This window comes from Micromonospora sp. NPDC005686 (assembly GCF_042871665.1).
Taxonomy (GTDB): domain Bacteria; phylum Actinomycetota; class Actinomycetes; order Mycobacteriales; family Micromonosporaceae; genus Micromonospora.
This window is the reverse complement of sequence record NZ_JBIAIY010000001.1, coordinates 792,486-812,088: the sequence shown is the minus strand read 5'-3', so window position 1 is coordinate 812,088 and position 19,603 is coordinate 792,486. Positions and strand designations below refer to the sequence as shown.

Annotated in this window: 15 protein-coding genes, 3 tRNA genes and 1 pseudogene; 9 read left to right on the top strand and 10 right to left on the bottom strand. The window is 71.6% G+C overall.

Annotation, left to right across the window (positions count from 1 at the left end):
- Nucleotides 1-69: 69 nt before the first annotated feature.
- Nucleotides 70-612, bottom strand: a complete 543-nt coding sequence (locus ACFYON_RS03815) for a dihydrofolate reductase family protein (protein ID WP_184683655.1) — start codon at nt 610-612, stop codon at nt 70-72.
- Nucleotides 613-771: 159 nt separating this feature from the next.
- On the opposite strand from ACFYON_RS03815, the pseudogene ACFYON_RS03810 reads away from it, so the two are divergent.
- Nucleotides 772-1,649 (top strand): annotated as a pseudogene (locus tag ACFYON_RS03810) (IS5 family transposase).
- An 18-nt stretch (nt 1,650-1,667) separates the two neighbouring features.
- Here ACFYON_RS03810 and ACFYON_RS03805 read toward each other — a convergent pair.
- Complete coding sequence (locus tag ACFYON_RS03805) at nt 1,668-3,047, bottom strand: hypothetical protein (protein WP_354874227.1); 1,380 nt, start codon at nt 3,045-3,047, stop codon at nt 1,668-1,670.
- A gap of 421 nt (nt 3,048-3,468) precedes the next feature.
- Between ACFYON_RS03805 and ACFYON_RS03800 the strand changes: the two genes are divergently transcribed.
- Entirely contained in the window at nt 3,469-4,350 is an 882-nt protein-coding gene (locus ACFYON_RS03800; protein ID WP_354874177.1) for a hypothetical protein, read from the top strand.
- A 201-nt stretch (nt 4,351-4,551) separates the two neighbouring features.
- Here ACFYON_RS03800 and ACFYON_RS03795 read toward each other — a convergent pair.
- Both ACFYON_RS03795 and ACFYON_RS03790 read right to left on the bottom strand, forming a co-directional pair.
- Nucleotides 4,552-4,627 (bottom strand) — tRNA-Lys (locus ACFYON_RS03795).
- Nucleotides 4,628-4,690: 63 nt separating this feature from the next.
- Nucleotides 4,691-7,753: a VWD domain-containing protein gene (locus tag ACFYON_RS03790; RefSeq protein ID WP_355094465.1), complete on the bottom strand. Its 3,063-nt coding sequence runs from the start codon at nt 7,751-7,753 to the stop codon at nt 4,691-4,693.
- A 77-nt stretch (nt 7,754-7,830) separates the two neighbouring features.
- On the opposite strand from ACFYON_RS03790, the gene ACFYON_RS03785 reads away from it, so the two are divergent.
- The 4 genes from ACFYON_RS03785 to ACFYON_RS03770 all read left to right on the top strand — a co-directional run bounded on the left by ACFYON_RS03785 (nt 7,831) and on the right by ACFYON_RS03770 (nt 10,563).
- The gene (locus tag ACFYON_RS03785; RefSeq protein WP_354873539.1) at nt 7,831-8,565 is read left to right on the top strand and encodes a methyltransferase domain-containing protein; all 735 of its coding nucleotides are present in this window, start codon (nt 7,831-7,833) and stop codon (nt 8,563-8,565) included.
- A gap of 10 nt (nt 8,566-8,575) precedes the next feature.
- A complete protein-coding gene (locus tag ACFYON_RS03780; protein ID WP_354873537.1) occupies nt 8,576-9,058 on the top strand; it encodes a polyketide cyclase in 483 nt (160 codons plus the stop codon).
- A 138-nt stretch (nt 9,059-9,196) separates the two neighbouring features.
- On the top strand, nt 9,197-9,613 hold the full coding sequence (locus ACFYON_RS03775; protein WP_354873535.1) for a DUF6010 family protein: 417 nt from the start codon (nt 9,197-9,199) through the stop codon (nt 9,611-9,613).
- Between the two features lie 8 nt (nt 9,614-9,621).
- Nucleotides 9,622-10,563 (top strand): helix-turn-helix domain-containing protein, encoded by a 942-nt coding sequence (locus ACFYON_RS03770; RefSeq protein ID WP_354873533.1) that lies wholly within the window; start codon nt 9,622-9,624, stop codon nt 10,561-10,563.
- Between the two features lie 282 nt (nt 10,564-10,845).
- Here the strand turns inward: ACFYON_RS03770 and ACFYON_RS03765 are convergent.
- Nucleotides 10,846-10,921: transfer RNA gene (locus ACFYON_RS03765), tRNA-Lys, on the bottom strand.
- 187 nt (nt 10,922-11,108) lie between these two features.
- Between ACFYON_RS03765 and ACFYON_RS03760 the strand changes: the two genes are divergently transcribed.
- A complete protein-coding gene (locus tag ACFYON_RS03760; RefSeq protein WP_354873531.1) occupies nt 11,109-12,386 on the top strand; it encodes an Ig-like domain-containing protein in 1,278 nt (425 codons plus the stop codon).
- A gap of 163 nt (nt 12,387-12,549) precedes the next feature.
- Entirely contained in the window at nt 12,550-13,860 is a 1,311-nt protein-coding gene (locus ACFYON_RS03755) for an Ig-like domain-containing protein (RefSeq protein ID WP_354873529.1), read from the top strand.
- A 46-nt stretch (nt 13,861-13,906) separates the two neighbouring features.
- On the opposite strand, the gene ACFYON_RS03750 is transcribed toward ACFYON_RS03755, so the two are convergent.
- Together ACFYON_RS03750 and orn are read right to left on the bottom strand one after the other, a co-directional pair.
- Nucleotides 13,907-13,982 (bottom strand) — tRNA-His (locus ACFYON_RS03750).
- Between the two features lie 91 nt (nt 13,983-14,073).
- Nucleotides 14,074-14,664 carry an oligoribonuclease gene (gene orn / locus ACFYON_RS03745; protein WP_354873527.1) on the bottom strand — a complete coding sequence of 197 codons (591 nt, stop codon included), beginning with the start codon at nt 14,662-14,664 and terminating at the stop codon, nt 14,074-14,076.
- Nucleotides 14,665-14,738: 74 nt separating this feature from the next.
- Here orn and ACFYON_RS03740 point away from each other — a divergent pair, with 74 nt between their 5' ends.
- Nucleotides 14,739-16,034, top strand: a complete 1,296-nt coding sequence (locus ACFYON_RS03740; protein ID WP_354873525.1) for a glycosyltransferase 87 family protein — start codon at nt 14,739-14,741, stop codon at nt 16,032-16,034.
- A gap of 102 nt (nt 16,035-16,136) precedes the next feature.
- Here ACFYON_RS03740 and ACFYON_RS03735 read toward each other — a convergent pair whose 3' ends face one another.
- The 3 genes from ACFYON_RS03735 to ACFYON_RS03725 all read right to left on the bottom strand — a co-directional run bounded on the left by ACFYON_RS03735 (nt 16,137) and on the right by ACFYON_RS03725 (nt 19,542).
- Nucleotides 16,137-16,988, bottom strand: a complete 852-nt coding sequence (locus tag ACFYON_RS03735; protein ID WP_354873523.1) for a hypothetical protein — start codon at nt 16,986-16,988, stop codon at nt 16,137-16,139.
- 141 nt (nt 16,989-17,129) lie between these two features.
- On the bottom strand, nt 17,130-17,858 hold the full coding sequence (locus ACFYON_RS03730) for a YcnI family protein (protein ID WP_354873521.1): 729 nt from the start codon (nt 17,856-17,858) through the stop codon (nt 17,130-17,132).
- Between the two features lie 16 nt (nt 17,859-17,874).
- Nucleotides 17,875-19,542, bottom strand: coding sequence for a copper resistance protein CopC (locus tag ACFYON_RS03725; protein WP_354873519.1), 1,668 nt, complete (start codon nt 19,540-19,542; stop codon nt 17,875-17,877).
- Nucleotides 19,543-19,603: the final 61 nt, after the last annotated feature.

Genomic DNA, 19,603 nt, shown 5'->3' with positions numbered 1-19,603 from the left:
ATCAAAGTCTCCGTGGCCGCGATGAGGTATCTACGTGCGTCAGTGATCGCTATCAGCGGGTGAGGGCGGTCAGCCGGGACGGCCTGGCGCGATGTAGCGCAACGCAAGGAACGAACCGTACTGGTTGGTCTCAGCCAAGGTCCACGGGGTGAATGCCCTCGCATGCAACAGTCGGGTGCCGGAGCCGACCAGGACTGGCGCGACGCCGATGTGCAGCTCGTCGACGAGGTCGGCCTGCACGAACTGGGTGGCAAGCTTTTCACCGCCGAGGATCCATACGTTCTTTCCCTTGGCCGCCTCGACCAGCTGCGGGTGCACGTCGGCTACGTCTGAAGCGGTGAAACGAAGGTCAGCGCCATCGTGGTGGGGCAGGGTGCGATGCGTAAAGACCCAGGTAGGCCGGTCACCATAGAACCAGGGGGCGTTGTGGCGACAAATGAACTCGTACGACCGCGACCCCATCGCGATCGCACCTACCTCGTCGAAGAACCGCTCGTAGCGCCGCCGTTTGCCCTCCAGGTTGCTGAACTGGGAAAGCCAGTCGAGCTGTTCGGCGGGTTCGGCGATGTACCCATCGATGCTCATGGCGACGAAGTACTGCGTCAGGGCCATACACGAGACACTAGGGCCTGTGTTGAAGGCGGTGCCAGGGTTTGATCGGGCTTGAGGATCTTCGCGTGTCGGAGATCGAGATATGGCGAGGCCTCCGGTAGATGGTTTAACGACCAAGAAAAACCGGCGACCACCGGAGACCTCGTGGACACCCTCGCGGTGACGAGGCGGTTCGACCTGACCGACGCGCAGTGGGCGACGCTGGAGCCGCTGCTGCCAGCGCCGAAACGGCCGGGTCGACCGTCGTTGTGGAGCAGACGGCAGCTGATCGACGGGATCCGGTGGCGGATCCGGGTGGGCGCCTCGTAGCGGGACGTGCCTCCGCAGTACGGCTCCTGGTCGGCGGTGTACGCGTTGTTCCGCAGGTGGCAACACGATGGGACCTGGAAGCAGGTGCTGACTGCGTTGCAGGCCGTGGCTGATGCAGCCGGGCGGATCACCTGGGACGTGTCCGTGGACTCGACCAGCGCCCGCGCCCATCAGCACGCTGCCGGGGCGAGGAAAAGGGGGATCTGCAGGCCGAACCACCCGGCGGTGTCACGGTTGAGCCGGCTGATCACGCCCTCGGCCGCTCCCGCGGCGGTTTGACCACGAAGCTGCACCTGGGCTGCGAGCAGGGACAGAAACCCCTCGCCGTCGTGCTGACCGCCGGACACCGCGGCGACAGCCCACAGTTCATCCCGGTCCTGGCCGCCATCCGCGTTCCCCGCCTGCTCACAGGCCGCCCGAGGACCCGACCGGACCGCGTCCTGGCCGACAAGGCGTACACGTCGAAAGCCAACAGGGCCTACCTGCGCCGACGGGGCATCGCCGCGACGATCCCGAGCAAAGCCGACCAAGACGCCCACCGGCGAGCCAAGGGATCCAAGGGCGGCCGGCCACCAGCCTTCGATCCCCACCTCTACCAGCAACGTCACGCCGTGGAGTGCGGCATCAACCGACTCAAGCGCAACCGGGCCGTGGCCACCCGCTTCGACAAGCTCGCCGTGCGCTACCAGGCCACCATCCATCTCGCCGCCATCAACGAGTGGCTGTGACCGACTTCGACACAGGCCCTAGGGACCGAGTGCAGCTGTGGTCCCAAGACTACGGGCGCGCTCGCGGCAGGTCCGTACGTAGTCCATCAAGGTGGCGACCTCACCGCGATGGCTCTCTTCGGGGATCGCCGTGGCCACGTCGGTCGCGCGGGTCAGGATGATCTCCGTCCGCTGCGTCTCGGGCAGGTCCGCGACGGCGTCGCGCGCGGTCGCCGCCGCCTCGGTCGTCCGCCGGTCCCACGCGAGGCACATCGACCGGTCCAGGGCGATAAGCGCCACGTCGATCGGTACGGCCGGAGCCGTGCCGTAGAGCCGCACCGCCTCGTCCTGGACCCGGTAAGCCTCCACCGTGTCACCGAGCCAGGTGTACGCGCCGGAGAGGTAGAGCAATAGCCGCTTCGCCGGAAACCTGAAGGCCACGTCGGTGTCCTCGTCACCAGCCTGGTCGAACAGCCGGCGTGCCTGATCGACGGCCGACCGCGCCTGCTCGGTGGCACCGATTCTGGCCAGGGCACGCGCCCGGCCCGCAGCCGCCAGGGCACCCGACGACGACGCGACCGACGTGGCCGCAAGAGCCGCATCAGCCAGAGCGACGGTCTGGGCGGGGTCCCCGAAGTAGTACGGCAGCATCGCCGCCTGGGCCCGCACGAGCACCCGGAACCGAGCCTCCCCGCTGTCGTCCGCCGCGTGGATCGCTGTGCCGTACCACCGTCGAGCCTCGGCGACATCCCCGAGCCTCATCAACGCGTCAGCGCACATCGTCGCCAACAGAGCCGCCACCCCGGACAGCCGGGCCTGGACCGCCGCCGGCTGGCGCCGAAGCGACAGCACCTGCACCTCTCGGCAGTCGGCGGCCAGCAGCGCCAGCATCGTTTGCGGCGAAGCCGAGGGATAGACCCGCAGGTGCTCGCCGGCGCTTTGCTCGATCAGCTCAAGCTGCCGAGGGGCGACACTCGACGCCGCCAGAGCCTCGTCCAGTCCCAGACGGAGTCTGACCAGACCTCCGGCCTCACTGCTCCCCATACGGGCAGGCGATCGATCCGCTCCACCGGCCATGGTCTCGATGCTGACATCGCGCGGCATAGTGCTGTCCTCGGCGCGGCCGAGCCCCATGACCGGACGCGGAATGTGAAGACCCACGGCGATCCGTTCCAGCACCTCGTACGCCGTGACCTGCCGGACGCCCTTAGCGATCTCAGTAGCGCGGTGGGGCGAGAGGCCAACGAGAGCGGCGATCCTGCCGTAGGACACGCCCCGGGCGTGAAGGAAGCGGAAGACCGCAGTGATGTCGCGCCGCTGAAGAAACTCGCTGATCGGTCGGCCGTTCCACAGCCCCGAACTCCACCACTCGGGATCCACCTGCACGGCCACGATCACCTCCGATCGGACGACGACCACCCGCCAGCACAACGCATCCACGCCAACACATCAAGTCAATGACGGTCGAGTCGACAGCCCAACCAGAGTCGACGCTCGGGGTGGCATCCGGAAGACCCATGATGAGCCCTCAGCATGTCCCTCCTGGGATCAGCGCAGGCTCCGGAGCGCCATGACCTGTCCAGCCCGAGCCTTGGTCGCCGGTCTGGGACGGAAGCGAGTGATGCAGATGAGGGAAGAGCCGTCTATCAATAATCCGTCGCAGCCCAGCAGATGAAGCAGATCTATAGCCTCCCACCAGGCAGAACGCCCGCAGAAGGTGGAGGCCCCGAGTCGAGCCGCCCCGGCCCAGTCACACATCCATTGGCATCCATCATTGCCTGACATAGAGTCACTGGCTAGTCACATTGAGTGCAAACGACCGGGCGGCGACTTGCGGATGATGACCAACACCCACAGGGCTAACTGCGCAAACGCCCAAGGGCCGGGCTGCAAATGCTCCGGCTGCGGGGGCTCACAACACGGCTGGCAAGGATGGACATCTCTGGCCGCCGACCGGCCAGAGAAGCGCGACGACCGGCGGCATGAACTCGAGGAGAAGGTGGAGGAAGACAGACGATCCGGACGCCAGAAGTTCAACGCCCACAACCGGGAAATCTACTTTGACCTCGCACGCCTGGACATCACCGACTACCTGTGGGCCGCCGACGGCCGAACCAGAATCAACGGCCGACTGCCACGCGATGTTGAGCGAACATCGATGTCATCAGACCTTGGCCGGATGGACACCCTTGCCCACCAGGTCATGGAGAACCCGTGGTACGAGATCTCAGCCGGCATAGACAGCCTCCTCCGGAATAAGGCTGACGCCAGGGAGGTCAAGAAGCGCCTGGCTGATCACACATGGTGCGGCCTGCTGGTGGCCCTGATCCAGTTGATCGAGAAGATCAACAAGACCGTCGAACTGCTGACGGATACCGCCAAGCAGTTCATCACCGACGCGTTGTCGCGGCGGTTCGATTCGGGGCTGCCCCGGCTGGTGACCGACGCCGTCATCCGCCTTGTCGTGGACAAGGTGTGGTCAGCCCTGGCGAGGCTGCTGGAGGCTCACTTTCCCCTCCTCGGAACAGACACCCTGCGCGTCCTGAGGATGCTGGCCATCTTCACCTGCCCCTCGGTCGAACACCACCCAGAGGTCTACAAGCACGCCGTCCGGCCGCTCATGGGCGACGGGCACGAGATCATCACGGACGAGATCAAGACGCACGTGGTCACCCTCTTCAGCGCGTGGTGGTGGCGGCGCGCCCCGGAAGCTCTGGCCTGACGCGCCCCGGACACGCCCGGCCCCATCAAGCCCGGAAAAGACCAGCGGTGCGCGCCGAACGTACACGAGACCCGCGTTCAGTCCGGGCAACACCGGCCCGGTCCAACGGCTCCCGAGCACCCACCGAGCCACCACCCACTCTCGGCGTACGCGAAAAAGGCCCCGACCCGGTGTGAACCACCCGGCCAGGGCCTTGCTCGTTGGTGCGCCGCCAGGGACTCGAACCCCGAACCCGCGGATTAAGAGTCCGCTGCTCTGCCAGTTGAGCTAGCGGCGCTCGCTGACAACGGGACGAGACGTTAGCACGCCCGCCCACCGCCCCCGAGAAGCAGGGTCGGCGTCACCGCACCGCCACCGTGACCTGCCCGGTCGCGGCCCCGGACGGGTCCACCACCAGGGTGTACGCCCCGGAGGCCGGCAACACGGCCGGCCCGAGTTCACCGGCCCCGTTGATCACGCAGCCGCTGCTGACAGTGCTGCCGTCGGGCGCGCGCAGCGCCAGCACGCCGCACTGGTCCGGCAGGTCCGAGGCGGAAGCGCTCACCGTCACCGACGTGCCGGCCGCGGCGGTAAACCGGTAGCCGATGATTGCGCCGGGCCGGTCCACGACGGCGACGACCGGTGGCCCGCCGAGCGTGATCGCCGCCTCGCGGTCCCGGCCGGTGACCACCCGCAGCGTGGTCGTGCCGGTGCTGCGCTCGGTCGGGTCGACCACCACTGTGTACGTCCCGTCGGCGGACAGCACCGTGCCGTCGATCTCGCCGGCCCCGTTGATCACGCAGCCGCTACGCAGCAGCCGCCCGTCGGCGTCCCGCAGTTCCAGCGGGGAGCACTGGTCGGTGAGGCTGCTCGTCGGCACCTCCACGTAGACGCGCTCACCTGCGCTCCCGGTGAACCGGTAGCGGGCCCGCGCGCCGGGTTGCTCGACTGTCGCGGTGACCGCCGGGCCGTTCGGTTGCATCGTGCCGTCGCTGTCCCGGGCCGTGTACACCCGCACCGCGGCGCGGCCGGTGTCGCCGGGCGCGGCGGTGACCCGCAGCGCGTACGTGCCGGTGGCGGTGAGTTCGACGCGGTCGACGTACCCGTTGCCGTTGATGTTGCAGCCGTTGGCGATCTCCCGGCCGCCCGGGTCGGTGAGCACGTACGGCGAGCAGCGGTCGCCGATCCCGGGCGCGGTGGCGTCGACGAAGACGGCGTCCCCGGCTCGGGCGGCGAACGTCAGCGGCGTCCCGCCGGGGGTGAGCGTGGCGGTGGCGACGGGTACGGCGCTGATCGGGGTGGCGGCCGGCGGGGCGACCCGTTCGGTGCTCGCGCCGGCCACGGCGAACTCGGGGCGACCGCTGACCGCGACGTCGAAGACGCACTCGGCGAGCTGGGCGGGTGCGGTCACGCCGGCCCAGCGGCAGATCTGCTCGGCCGCCGCGCGCCGGGCCGGGTCGAGGTCGGCGACTGTGACCTCCCGTTCCGGGAACGCGCGGTCGGTGAAGGTGCCGGTGTCCTGCCCGTCGTCGTAGTGCAGCAGGGATCGGTCCGCGGCGATCCGCCAGCTGTCCGCGTACGCGGGGTAGAGCTTGTCGAAGGGCGCCGGCTGGGCCAGTGCCGCTCCGGAGGCGGGCGCGATGTCGTCGGCCGGGTCGCCGTCGAAGTCGCCGAGCAGTCCGCGTACCTTTCCGGCCCGGCTGTCGGCCAGCCGCACCAGGATCCGGTAGCCGTAGCTGCCGATCTGGTCCACCGCCGCCGCCGAGCCGTCCGGCCACGTCACGTCGTACCCGTCGGCGGGGCCGGTGTCCGACGGACGGCGGGTGAGCGTGCCGCCGCCGGCCAGGTCGGTGCGGTCCGGCGGCGCGGCGAGCGGCGCGCCGTCGACGTGCACCCGGGTGCCGCCGTCGGTGAGGGTGAGCGCGACGCGGTGCGCGCCGACCCGGAACGCGACAGCCGAGTTGACCGAGGCGGTCCGCGTGCCGGCCATCGGGGCCTGCCGGACCTGCACCTCCAGCGGATCGCCGCCGGTGGACGCGACCAGCGTGAACTCGCCCACGGCCTGGAAGTCGTAGGCGACCCGGTCGAACGTGACCAGGTGCGGATCGCCGTTGCTGCCGCCGCAGTCGGCGCCGTCCTCGCAGAGCTTCACCGGGCCCTTCGGCGGCGGCGTCTTCTTGGCCGGCTTCTTGCACTCGTCGAGGCTCTTCGGCAGCGTCTTCCCGTCGTACTCGGTGCGCGGCGGTAACCCCTTCGCCGCCCGGTAGCGGTTCTCCGCGAGCGTCGCCTTGACCTCGGCGGTACGGATGGCGGTGCCGCCGCACTCGCCCTGCGGGACGGCGTCGCGGGAGATGTCGTCGGCGTGGTTCAGCTCGTGGTACAGCGCGGCGCAGGGGTCGCGGGCCACGCCGTCGCCGTACGGGTCGGTGGAGGTCGGGTTCCAGGTGACGGTCGAGGAGCCCTTGCCGTCGGCGCTCTGCGGCGTCTCGAACGCGCCGGAGCCGCCGGTGGTCGGGATGATCCGCACCCGGGGACTCTTCTTGTCCCGCAGCCTCGGCAGCAGGCCGGACGGATCGCCGCCGGGTAGCGCGAATCCGGCCAGGCAGCCGTCGACAGCCGCCTGGAAGTCGACGCCGCTGACCGGCACACCGGCGGTCGGGTCGACGCCGTAGTCGGCCCGCGCCGGCCGGGCACCACCGCCGACGAGCGCGCCGACGGCCAGCAGCACCAGCGCGACGGCGGCGGCGGTCGGCCGACTTCGGCGGCGCACCAGCAGCAGTACGACCAGCGCGACGGCGAGCAGCGCCAGCGCTCCCCCGGCCACCACCCAGAGCCGGCGGAGGCCGGTCCCGTCGTCGGACACGGTGAACGTGGTGGTCCGCAGCGCCGTCGCGCCCGCGCACAGATCCGCCGTGCCGGTCACCGGCAGTGTCACGTAGCCCGCGGTCACCTCGTACCGGCCGGGTGCGCCCACCGGCCAGAGCGTGTCCAGCCCGCCGCCGTCCGGAGTGGCGGCCACCGAGCGGAGCACCACCTCGCCGTCGCGCAGCCGTACCCCGGTCGACGCCACGGTGGCGGTCGCGCCCGGTTCCACCGTGGTGAGCGCTGCGGTCGCGGCGGCGCCGATCCCGTCGTCGTGGAAGCTGCGGGCCAGCGTCGGCTCGACGTCGCGCCCGTCCCGGCGTACCCCGGTGACCTGCACGGTGCCGACGGCCCGGGTGGCGAGCGCGCACGCCGCCCCGGTGGTGTTGGTGACGGTGAGGTCGAGGCGGACCTGGTCCCCGGCGCGGTAGTCGGCAGCGCCGGGTCGCAGGGCCAGGCCGAGGCCGCCGTCGGCGGGCGCCGCTGCGCCGCTCGCCGCGCCGGTCGCCAGGGCGGTCGCGAGTACGCCGAGCGCTGCCGCCAGCCGCAGGGTCCACCTCATGGTGCGGACTGTAGGGGCGGGGCGGCCTGTTCTGTCGCGGTCTGTCGGGGACCGGTCGGAGCCGTATCCTGCTGGTGATGCAACTCTTCGGTACGGTGGCTGACCTGTACGAGCGCGCGCGGCCCGGATATCCGCCGGAGATCGCCGAGTCGATCCTCGCCTACCACGGCGGCGCACCGGCGTCGGTGGCCGAGATCGGGGCGGGCACCGGGAAGGGCACCGAGGTGCTGGCCCGTCTCGGCGCGCCACTGACCTGTGTGGAGCCCGACGCGCTGATGGCGGCCCGGCTGGCCGAGCGGTTCCCGGACGCTCGCATCGAGGCGACGACGTTCGAGCGATGGTCGCCGCCCGCCGGTGGGGTGGACGTGCTCGCCAGTGCGATGGTCTGGCACTGGCTGGACGCCGCCACCCGCAACGCACAGGCCCGGCGTGCCCTGGCGCCCGGCGGCACGCTTGCCGTGTTCGGGCACCGCTACGACTACGCCGACGCCGCCCAGCGGGACGCCGTCCGGGCCGTGCTGCGATCCGTCGACCCCACCGTCCGGGAGCGGCCCTTCGACTGGTTCCACCGGGACATCCTCGACAGCGGGCAGTTCGACGACGTACGCCGCGAGGTGATCCGGCGGGAGCTGCCGCTGGACAAGGAGCGGTATCTGGCGCTGATGCGCACGTTCGGGCCGTACCTGTCCCGCACGCCGGAGCAGCAGCGACGCGGGATCGCGGCCCTCGACCGGCTGGTCGACGACCTCGGCGGCACCGTCGTGCTCGATCTGCGGACCACACTGGTGCTCGGCCGGGCCGATGCTCGGTGACCGGTGGGGCGTGTCCGACGACGAGACGCGGCGCCGGTACCCGTGTGACGACTTCGTGCCCGCGCCCACGCTGCGAGCGTGGCGCGGGGTGAGCGTGGACGCGCCGCCGGCAACCGTGTGGCAGTGGGTCGCCCAGATCCGGCTCGCGCCCTACTCGTACGACTGGATCGACAACCTCGGCCGACGCTCACCGCAACTGCTGGTGGGCCTTCCCGAGCCGGTGGTGGGCGAGTCGTTCACCACCGCAGGCGGGCGGCGGCGCGGCCGGATCCTCGCGGTCCAGCCGGGACACCACCTCACCGCCGGGATCATGGGCGCGGTCCTGTCGTACGTCCTGGTGCCGGACGACAGGACCACCACCCGCCTGCTGCTCAAGGTCGTGATGCGGACGAACCCGGTGATCGCCCTCGGTGGATGCCTCGGAGACCTGGTGATGGCCCGCCGGCAGTTGCTGAACCTCAAGCGGCTCGCCGAGCAGGACGCGGACCGCTGACCGTCGGCACCGGCGTGGCGAGAATCCGGCGGATCCTGGCATTTTCGCCTCTCGTCGCCGGCAACCGGCCTTCCTAGGCTCCGTCCCGACACGCTTTTCCGCAAACGGAAACGGGGCTGGGTCGTGCTTCGCTATGTCATGCCGGTCGTGATCGGGCTGGTCTACGCCGGGCTCAACTCCTTCGTGCCCGAGCCCCATCGGCGGCGGCTGAACGCGCTCGTCGTCACCGGCGCCGGGGCCGCCTACATCAGCGGTGGCGGGTTCGGGCTGTGGGAACTGGCGTTCTGCGCCCTACTGCTGGTGGTGGGCTACGCCGGGCTCACCTCGTACACCTTCATCGGGGTGGGCTGGCTTCTGCACACGGCCTGGGACGTCCTGCACCACCGTCGCGGCACCCCGATCATCCCGTCGCTGCACGACTCGTCGTTCGGCTGCGCGCTCTGCGATCCGGTCATCGCGCTCTGGTGCCTCACCGGCGGCCTGTCGGTCAAGGACATGTACCACCGGCTCAGGCGGCCGGCGGCCGACACGCGCGGCCCGGTCCCGACTGGTTGAATCCCGCCATGCACACAGTGGCCGTGCTCGCCCTGGACAGCGTCGTGCCGTTCGACCTGGCCACCCCGATGGAGGTCTTCGGCCGCACCCGCCTGCCCGACGGCCGCCCCGGGTACCGCGTCGTCGTCTGCGCCGCGACGCCGACGGTCACCACCGGCGCGTTCAGCATCGCGGTGCCGTACGGCCTGGACGTCCTCGCCGACGCGGACACCGTCGTCGTACCCGGTGTCTCCGACCCGGCCGCCGCGGCGCCCGCAGCGGTCCTCGACGCGCTGCGCACCGCGGCGGCGAACGGCGCGCGGATCGCTTCGATCTGCGGCGGCGCGTTCACCCTCGCGGCCGCCGGGCTGCTCGACGGGCACCGCGCCACGACGCACTGGGTCGCCACCGGCCGGCTCGCCGCCCGGCATCCGCGGGTCCGGGTCGACCCCGACGTCCTGTACGTGGACAACGGCCAGTTCCTGACCTCCGCCGGCGCCGCCGCCGGGCTCGACCTGTGCCTGCACCTGGTCCGGCGCGACCACGGCGCCGCCGTCGCCGCCGACGCGGCGCGGCTGTCAGTCATGCCGCTGGAACGCGCGGGCGGGCAGGCGCAGTTCATCACGCACGAGCCGCCCACCCCCGACGGTGCGACGCTGGAGCCGCTGCTGGCCTGGATGCGCGACAACACCGGACGTGCGCTGACCCTCGCCGACATCGCCCGGCACGCCGGGCTGAGCACCCGCACGCTGAACCGCCGGTTCCGGGACCAGACCGGCACCACCCCGCTGCGGTGGCTGCACCGCGTACGCGTGCACCAGGCTCAGCACCTGCTGGAGACCACCACCCATCCCGTCGACCGGGTGGCCAGCCAGGTGGGTTTCGGCTCCACCACCGCCTTCCGGGACCGGTTCAAGCAGATCACCGGCACCAGTCCGCAGGCGTACCGCCGCAGCTTCCGCGGCGTCTGACCCGCGAGCGGCCCGATGGACAGGGACGGCTCCGTGGTCGTGTTCCCCACCCTGCCCGTATAGCTGCCCGTATAGGGGATCGGATCAACCGGCTCCCGGGACCGGTCGCCGTCGGGGCTAACCACGCCTCGGTGGAACGTCATGGGTACCTCACGGCCCGTTTGGCACCCATGACGTTCCACCCACGGGCGGTCGCATCAGTGCGTGCCGGGGCGCCTGCTGGCGACGTACGCGAAAAAGGCCCCGACCGGCGTGGAACGCCCGGTCAGGGCCTTGATCGTTTGGTGCGCCGCCAGGGACTCGAACCCCGAACCCGCGGATTAAGAGTCCGCTGCTCTGCCAGTTGAGCTAGCGGCGCTCACCGACAACGGGAAGAAGATTAGCACGCCCGCCGAGGCGGGTTCCAATCCGATACCGGGGTCCACCCTTCGGACGAGCTTAACCGGCGAAACCGGCCGAAACGGTCACCTGATCCGGCGCGGGGGCGGGCACGGGAGCGTCGATGCGGCACGATGTCCGCCAGGCACGCGAGGACAGGGGTGGGCATGGGCAGGTTCGCGCGGGCCGGGGCGACGGTGGGCGCCCTGGTCCTGACGGCGTCGCTGGCACTGACCGGGTGCGGCGGCGACGACGAGGGGAAGGCGCCGGCGTTCGTGCCCGGCCAGCAGCAGGTCGGCGGCGTCTCGTCCGCCGCGCCCGCGGAGCCGAGCGCCTCGCCGAGCGACAGTGCCGCCGCGCCGCCGCTGACGGTGAGCCCGGCCGACGGCGCGAACGCACGGCCGGTCAGCACCGAGATCAGCGCCCGCATCCCCGGTGGCGGCACCGTGTCGAAGGTGGTGCTCGCCACCGCCGAAGGGACCAGTGTCGCCGGGCGGATGCGGCGCGACGGTTCGAGCTGGGTGCCGTCGGCCGCGCTCAAGTACGGCACCAGGTACACCGCCACGGTCACCGGCGCCGGCAAGGACGGCCAGACCTACCAGGGCACCAGCACGTTCACCACGATGGCCAAGCCCAAGTCGATGATCGGCTCGGGCCTCTACATGTTCAGCGGCAAGACGTACGGGGTCGCCATGCCGGTGGTCGCCGAGTTCTCCCCGGGCATCCCGAAGAAGGACCGGGCGGCGGTGCAGAAGCGCATGTTCGTGCAGACCGACCCGCCGCAGCGGGGCGCCTGGCACTGGGTCGACAACGGCACCCAGGCGTACTACCGCGCCCCGGAGTACTGGAAGACCGGCACCACGATCACCGTCCGGCTCGCACTCGCCGGCATCCCGCTGAGCAACGGCCGCTACGGCAACATCGACCGCAGCGCCACCGCCAAGATCGGGCGCGCGTTCGAGATGACAGTCGACAACTCGACCAAGCAGATGACGGTCTCCGAGAACGGCACGGTGATCCGTACGCTGCCGGTGAGCCTGGGCAAGAAGAGCACCCCCTCCTCCAGCGGCACGATGGTGGTGATGGAGAAGAAGGAGTCCACCGTCTTCGACACCCGCAGCGAGCCGGACCCGGCCAACCGCTACGTCACCGAGATCGACTTCGCCCAGCGGATCACCTGGGGCGGCGAGTACATCCACGCGGCGCCCTGGTCCGAGGGCGTGCAGGGACGCCGCAACGTCTCGCACGGCTGCGTCAACGTGTCGATGGCCAACGGCCGCTGGCTGTTCGGCAAGACGATGGTGGGCGACCCGATCACGGTGAAGGGCACCGAACGGCGCCTGGCACCGGGCAACGGCTGGACCGCGTGGAGCATGAGCTGGTCGCAGTTCGTCGCGGGCAGCGCGCTGCCCGTTCCGCAGGGCGGGCAGCCGGCGCCGTTCTGACCGGCGTAACGTGGTCGGACACGCCACCTCCGACGAAGCGCCGGACGACAGTGGAATCGTTACACCCGCGCGGGGGTGTTCCGTTTCACGTCCGGCAACGCGTACCCGCTCCGGCGCGTCTGACCTGAGACGACGGGGAACGGCATCACCTTGTGAGGGAGTCATGCGAGCTGGCCAGGACGAACCGATCCGGGGCGTGAGCGCCCGACGCGTCGGGCGCCGCCGTGCGCTGGCGGCCGGGCTGCTCGCCGCCGCGATGGCCCTGACCGCCTGCACCAGCGGCGGCGACAAGCCGTCGAGCTGGCAGGGCGGTGGCGACGGCGACGGCGGTGAGAAGGCCCCGAAGGCGGCGGCCACCATCAGCGAGCCCGCCGCCGACGCCAAGGACGTGCCCGCATCCACCGGCATCACCTTCACCACGACCGAGGCGCAGGAGACCGAGGTCGAGCTGAAGGACGCGGCCGGCAAGGTCGTCGACGGCACGCTCGCGGCGGACGGCAAGAGCTGGCTGCCGTCCTCGGCCCTGGAGTACGGGCAGACGTACACGGCGACCGTGACGGCGACCGGCGACGACGGCAAGCCCGCCACCGCCACCAGCACGTTCACCACGATGGCGAAGCCGGCCAAACAGATCCGGGTCACCAGCTTCCTCGGCGACAACCAGGTCGTGGGTGTGGCCATGCCGCTGATCGTGAAGTTCGGCCGGGCCATCCCGGAGGACTACCGCGACGACATCCAGCGCCGGATGACAGTCACCGCGAAGCCGGCCCAGGAGGGCATCTGGCACTGGGTGAGCCCGACCGAGGTGCGCTACCGGCCCAAGACGTTCTGGAAGGCCAACAGCACCGTCAGCTACAAGGTGCAGGCGGGCGGGCTGCCGCTGGGCGGCGGCTGGTACGGCCGGTCCGACCTCAGCGTCGACGTCAAGATCGGCCCGTCGTTCGTGATGACCGTCGACAACCGCACCAAGCGGATGACAGTCACCCGCGACGGCAAGGTGGTCAAGACCATCCCGGTGAGCCTGGGCAAGAAGAGCACCCCGTCCTCCAGCGGCACCATGGTGGTGATCGAGAAGCTCCGGCACACGGTCTTCGACACCATGGAGGAGCTGGGCCCGGAGGACGGCTACCGCACCGAGATCGACTACGCCCAGCGGCTCACCTGGGGTGGCGAGTTCATCCACGCCGCGCCGTGGTCCGAGGGCGTGCAGGGCCGCACGAACGTCTCGCACGGCTGTGTGAACGTCTCGATGAAGGAAGGCAACTGGCTGTTCGCCAACACCCGCATCGGTGACCCGATCACCGTCAAGGGCACCGAGCGCAAGCTCCAGAACGGCAACGGCTGGACCGACTGGAACATGAGCTGGGACGAGTACGTCAAGGGCAGCGCCCTGCCGTACGAGCCGCCAGCCGCCGACACCACCGCCGACACCACCCCGGACGCCGGTACGCCGAGCGTCGAGCCGACCCCCTGACCCCCGCACACGACGAAGCCCCCTCCCGGAGGAGGGGGCTTCGTGTTGGGGTGACTGATGGGAATTGAACCCACGACAACCGGGACCACAACCCGGTGCTCTGCCAACTGAGCTACAGCCACCATGCTCGCCGCTCCGGTCGCCCGGGGCGGTGCGCGGACCAATCATAGCCACACTCCGGCCGAACCCGTCCACCGGGTTCGGGCACGGACGTCAGAGCTGGGCGGCGATCGCCTTCGCGGCCTCGACGTCCGGCCCGGGCAGCGGCACGAACAGGGTCCGCCGGTAGTACTCCAGCTCGCGGATGCTCTCCCGGATGTCGGCGAGCGCCCGGTGGGTCAGGCCCTTCTGCGGCTGCCCGAAGTACACCCGCGGGTACCAGCGCCGGCACAGCTCCTTGATCGAGGACACGTCGATCATCCGGTAGTGCAGGTGCGCGTCGAGCCGGGTCATGTCGCGGGCCAGGAAGCCCCGGTCGGTGGCGATCGAGTTGCCGCACAGCGGCGCGGTGCGGGGGTCCTTCACGAAGCTGGTCACGTAGTCGAGCACCATGTCCTCGGCCTCGGCCAGCGTCACCGTGGAGCGGCGGACCTCCTCGGTGAGCCCGGACTTGGCGTGCATGGTGCGCACGATCTCCGGCATGCCGTCGAGCGCCTCGTCGTCGGCGTGGATCACCACGTCGACGCCGTCACCGAGCACGTTGAGGTCGGGATCGGTGACCAGCGCGGCGACCTCGATCAGGGCGTCCCGCCGCAGGTCCAGCCCGGTCATCTCACAGTCGATCCAGACGAGAAGATCAGCCACCGGGACAGACTACGCGCCGCCGACCCGCTCGCGCCTCGGCCCGGCGGCCGAGGTGGACCGCTAGGGTTTCCTGCGTGCCAGCCGAACCCGTCGCCCCACCCGCCGTCGCCCGTGACGGCGCGGGTGCGCGTGCGGCCCGCCGGGTGCTGGCGGTGCTGGCGCTCGTCGCGATCCTGCCGGCGCTCTACCTGCCCAACCTGCGGCACAACTTCTACGACCAGAAGATCTATATGTCGGCGGTGGACTGGTGGACGTCCGGGCATCCGCTCTACGACTACGTCCAGCCGGACCGGGTGCAGGGCGCGCTCTACTTCACCTACCCGCCGTTCGCGGCGCTGCTGCTGGCCCCGTTCGGATACCTGCGGCTCGGTGTGGCGGTCGCCGCCTTCGCGGTGCTGACAGTGGCCGCCGTGGTGGTGACCACCCGCTGGCTGGTGCTGCCGGTGCTGCGGCGCCACGACCTGCCGCGCGGGTTCGGCCTGACGGTCGCCGTGCTGTTGGTGCTGGCGGTGGAGAGCACCCGGGAGACGCTCACGCTCGGGCAGATCAACATGCTGCTCGTGGTGCTGATCCTCGGCGACCTGCTGTTCGCCGTACCGCAGGGCCGGCGCTGGGCCGGTGTGGGCGTGGGGCTGGCCGCGGCGCTCAAGCTCTTCCCGGGCATCTTCGTGCTCTACCTGCTCGCCGCCCGCAAGTGGCGGGCGGCGGTGGTGGCCACGGTGGCCGCCGCGGTGGCCACGCTGCTGGCCGCGGCGCTCGCGCCGGGTGACTCGTGGCGGTTCTGGACCCACGAACTGTGGGCCACCGACCGGGTGGGCCGCACCGACTACACCGGCAACCAGTCGCTGTTCGGGCTGCTCAGCCGCCTGTCCACGTCGGCCGAGCCGGACCGGCTGCTGTGGCTGCTGCTCGCGCTGGCGGTGGCCGTGTTCGGCCTGTGGCGGGCGGCGCGGGCGGCGCGGGCGGGGGACGCGCTGGTGGGTCTCACCCTGACCGGGCTGGTGGGCGGGCTGGTCAGCCCGATCACCTGGATCCACCACCTGTACTGGTTCATCCCCGCGTTGGTGGTGCTCGTGGACGCGGCGTTGGACGCCGACCCGGCGACGCCCGCCGGGGCCCGCCGTCGCGGCGGCCTGTTCGCGCTGACCGCCGTCGTCGGCCTGCCGATCGTGTACGGCCTGGTGACGTTCCAGGACTGGGGCACCGCCGTCGTGCACACCGACGACCCGGTCGACTTCGTCGTCCGCAACCTGTACGTGCTGCTCAGCCTGCTGTTGCTGGCGGTACTCCCGATCCGTCACCACCGGGACGCGCCGTCAATGACCCGGACTGAACGGACACACCTCGCAACCAATGGCGATAGGCGCTAATCTGGTCGCAACTACCTCAGTTTTCTCCCAGGTAGCACCGATTCCCCGGTGAAGGACGGCCCTCCGCGTCGGCAGCGCGGAGGGCCGTTCGGGTTCTCCGCGTCAGTCCTCGTGGTCCTCGCATCGGCCGCTCGGCGCAGCGATCGCCGCGCGGCCCCGCCCGCCGCACCCGGAGCCCACTGCCACCAGGTGCCGCTCGGGGCGCGAAGCCGGGCCCGGTTGCCGGCCGAGCCCGCTCAGCGAGGTGACGCCGAGGCGCCCGGCCAGCACGGGCACCTGGTCCGGTTCGACCACGAAGACCACCTCACGGGGCCGCAGCGGGCGCAGCAGCAGCACCACGGCGAGGACGACCAGCAGCGTCCCGCCGGCGGGCAGCGCCCACGCCAGCGCGGGGAACCATCCGGCCCGCAGCTCGGCACGCATCCGCAGGTCGAGGCCGGCCGCGCCGTCCGCGCGCAGCACGACCAGGCTCAACGACCGGCCGGCCAGCTCCGCCGGGCTCCACTCCAGGGAGCCGACGCCCTGGCGTACCCAGAAGGGCTCTGTCATCGGCGCGGCGGCGCCGGCGCCGGCGGTGGCCGGGTCGAGATCGACAGGTAGCCGGCCCCGGGTGACGGCGACGCGGCGCACGGTGCTGTGCGGGACGTCGGCCAGCCACCGTCGCACCTGGTCGGCCGGGGCGAGGCCGAGGAAGACCGGGCCGCCGTCGTCCCGCGCGGTCAGGCGCAGCCGGAGCTCACCGGTGCGCGCCACCGGCAGGTCGGCGCGCAGCAACGCGTCCACGTCGGTCACCAGGACCGCGCGGGCGGGTGTGCGGACCGGCTCGAACCGGGCGTCGAACCCGCCGTCCGGGCCGGCGTGCCGGGCGGCGAACCAGAGGCCGCCGCCCGCCAGCAGCGCCGGAACCCCCAAGGCCAGCAGCACCATGCCGGCGATCGTGCGTACGAAACGCATTCGCGTCGTCCCTCTCGGTAGCCAACTGTCCGGCCGACCTTACCGACGCGCGTCGACCGATCGCCGGATATCGGCAGCACCGGCCCGGGACGGCAACCGGCCCGGCGGATCGGGTCCGCCGGGCCGGTGCGTGGCTCACGTTCAGGACTTCGCGGCGGGCTCCCGCCGGGTACGCGCGAAGGCCAGGCCGCCCAGGGCCAGGCCGCCCAGTCCGGCGACCAGGCCGGCCACCCCGAGGGCGGTGGCCACGCCGGAGCCGTCGTCGTCATCGTCGTCGTCAGCGGCGGCTGCAGCGGGTGCGCTCGCGCCCGACGCGGCGGGCGCCGCCGCGGCCAGCTTGAGCACCGGCGCCGGGTTCTCCGGCTCCTCCGCGCCCGGCGCCGGCTCCTCGATCCACCGGGAGACGTTGCCGTCGGAGTACGTCTGGAGCACCTTGAAGACCATCGTGTCGGCCTGTGGCAGCGGCCCCATCGACACCGGGAACTCCTGGAACTCGCCCGGCTTCACGCCGCCGCCCGGCTCGGCGGTGAAGGTCAGCTTGGAGACCGCCTCGGTGAGCTGGCTGCCGTGCACCTCGATCGGCGGGTCGACCTTGCGCTTCTCCACGGCCACCGTCCAGCCCGGCACCGGCATGGTGGAGACCGAGCCGACCGGGGCGTTCTCCGGCAGGTTCACCTCGACCTTGACTGTCGACGCCGTGTCGCTCTCGTTCGGCACCCGGAACGCGAACCGGCCGTAGCCGCCCTGTGTGCCCTCGGCCGGGTTGATCGTGACGTGCGCCGAGGCCGCCCCGGCCAGGCCGAGCACGGCCGTGGCGACGGCGGTGAGGGTCAGCGCGGCGACTGTCGCGGGACGCCGGAGACGGATCATGGGTGGGGACCTTCCGTTACTTGATCGGCACGGTGGCGGTCACCGTGGCCTGGTCGATGTCGGTGGTACGGACGGTGATGCGCAACTGCCAGTCGCCGCGGGCCGGCAGGTTGATCTCGCCGGTGGCGTGGTTGTCGCTCAACGGCAGCAGCGGGACGGCGATCGGCTCGATCCCGGCCGACGGCAGCGCGGCGGTCACCTTCCACTCCTGCACCGGCTGCGGGCGGTTGTCCTTGGTGTAGGCGTACAGGTGCAGCGAATTGTTTCCGGTCTCGGCCGGGTCGAACTGGACCTCCAGCGAGTAGATCGGGCTGCTCAGCGTGGTGGAGAAGTAGCCCTGCTCGGCACCCGCGACAGTCGCGGTGGCGGTGCGCGCCGGGGTGGTCTGCACGAGCGTCGCCGACACGCCGAGCACCACCGCCGTGATCACCAGCTCGGCCACCACGGCCCGCCGCATCGCGCCCGGCCGGCCGGCGGCGACCCGCCGCCGCACCAGCGCCCGGGAGTACGCGGCCACGCCGATCACCAGCACGAACAGCGCGATCTTGGCGAGCAGCAGCCGGCCGTACGTGGTGTCGAACAGCGCCTGCAGGCTGGCCACCTCGATGAGCCCCTGCACGGTGCCGGCCAGCAGCAGCGCGGCCACCGCGAGCGCGGCCCAGCGGGACCAGATCGGCAGGATCGCGTCCAGCTCGCGCTCGTCGGCCTCGCGCAGCAGGAACACCGCGAGCATGACCAGGCCGCCCAGCCAGACCGCCATGCCGCCCAGGTGCACCGCGTCCACCAGCACGGAGACCGCCGGCGCGGGCGAGGCCGCGGCGTGCCCGGCCAGCGGCCAGGTGAACAGCGCCGCGCCGCCGAGGACGGCCAGGATGATCCCGTCGGTACGGCCGATCGGACCGGCGAACAGCGGCCGGAGCAGGAACGCGGCCGCGGCGAGCAGGCCCAGCCGGACCAGGTGCGTGGTGCCGTAGGCGCTGCCCAGCACGTCGCCCAGGCCGGAGCCGGTCACGTCGAACAGGCCGCCGCCGTTGACGTACGGCACCTGGAGCCACACCTCGGCCACCGTCGCCACCGCCAGCAGGCCCAGCCCGGTCCAGGCCAGCCGTGCCGGTCCCCGGCGGGACAGCCGGCGGGGCCAGAGCGCGGCCAGCACCAGCGCCGGGCCGACGAGCAGCAGCAACCCGGCGTAGCCGGCGTACTTCGCCACCTTCACCGCGTTCTCGGTCACCGGGTTCGCCCGGTTGTCCGAGCCGCTGTCGGTGGGCGGCTCGGACGGCGCCCCGACCGAGTAGGTGAACGCGCCGGAGACCGGGTGGCTGTCGGCCGAGATGACCCGGTAGCTCACCAGGTAGGTGCCGCGCCCGCCGGAGGGGTCCACCGGGATGGTGACCTCGGCGCCCTGGAAGGTCGGCTCGCCCCGGTCGGCGCGCGAGCCGTCGGGGGCGATCACCCGGACCTTCCCGGGCACCTTGCGGACGCCCTCACTGAACGTGATCACCACTTGCGCGGGCGCCTCGGGGACCACGGCGGAGGCGGCCGGGCTGCTGCTCACCAGGACCGCGTGGGCGGCGGCCGGGGTGGCCGGGACGAGCAGCAGGGCGACCAGCAGGAGCAGCAGCCCGGCGACGGCCCCGGAGCGGGCGGCGACGACCCGGGACGGGCGGGGTACGGCAGCAGTCATGCCGCCATGGTTCCCGAACCGGGCCGGGTCCGGCGAGCCGGTCTCCGGTAGGCGGGACCGA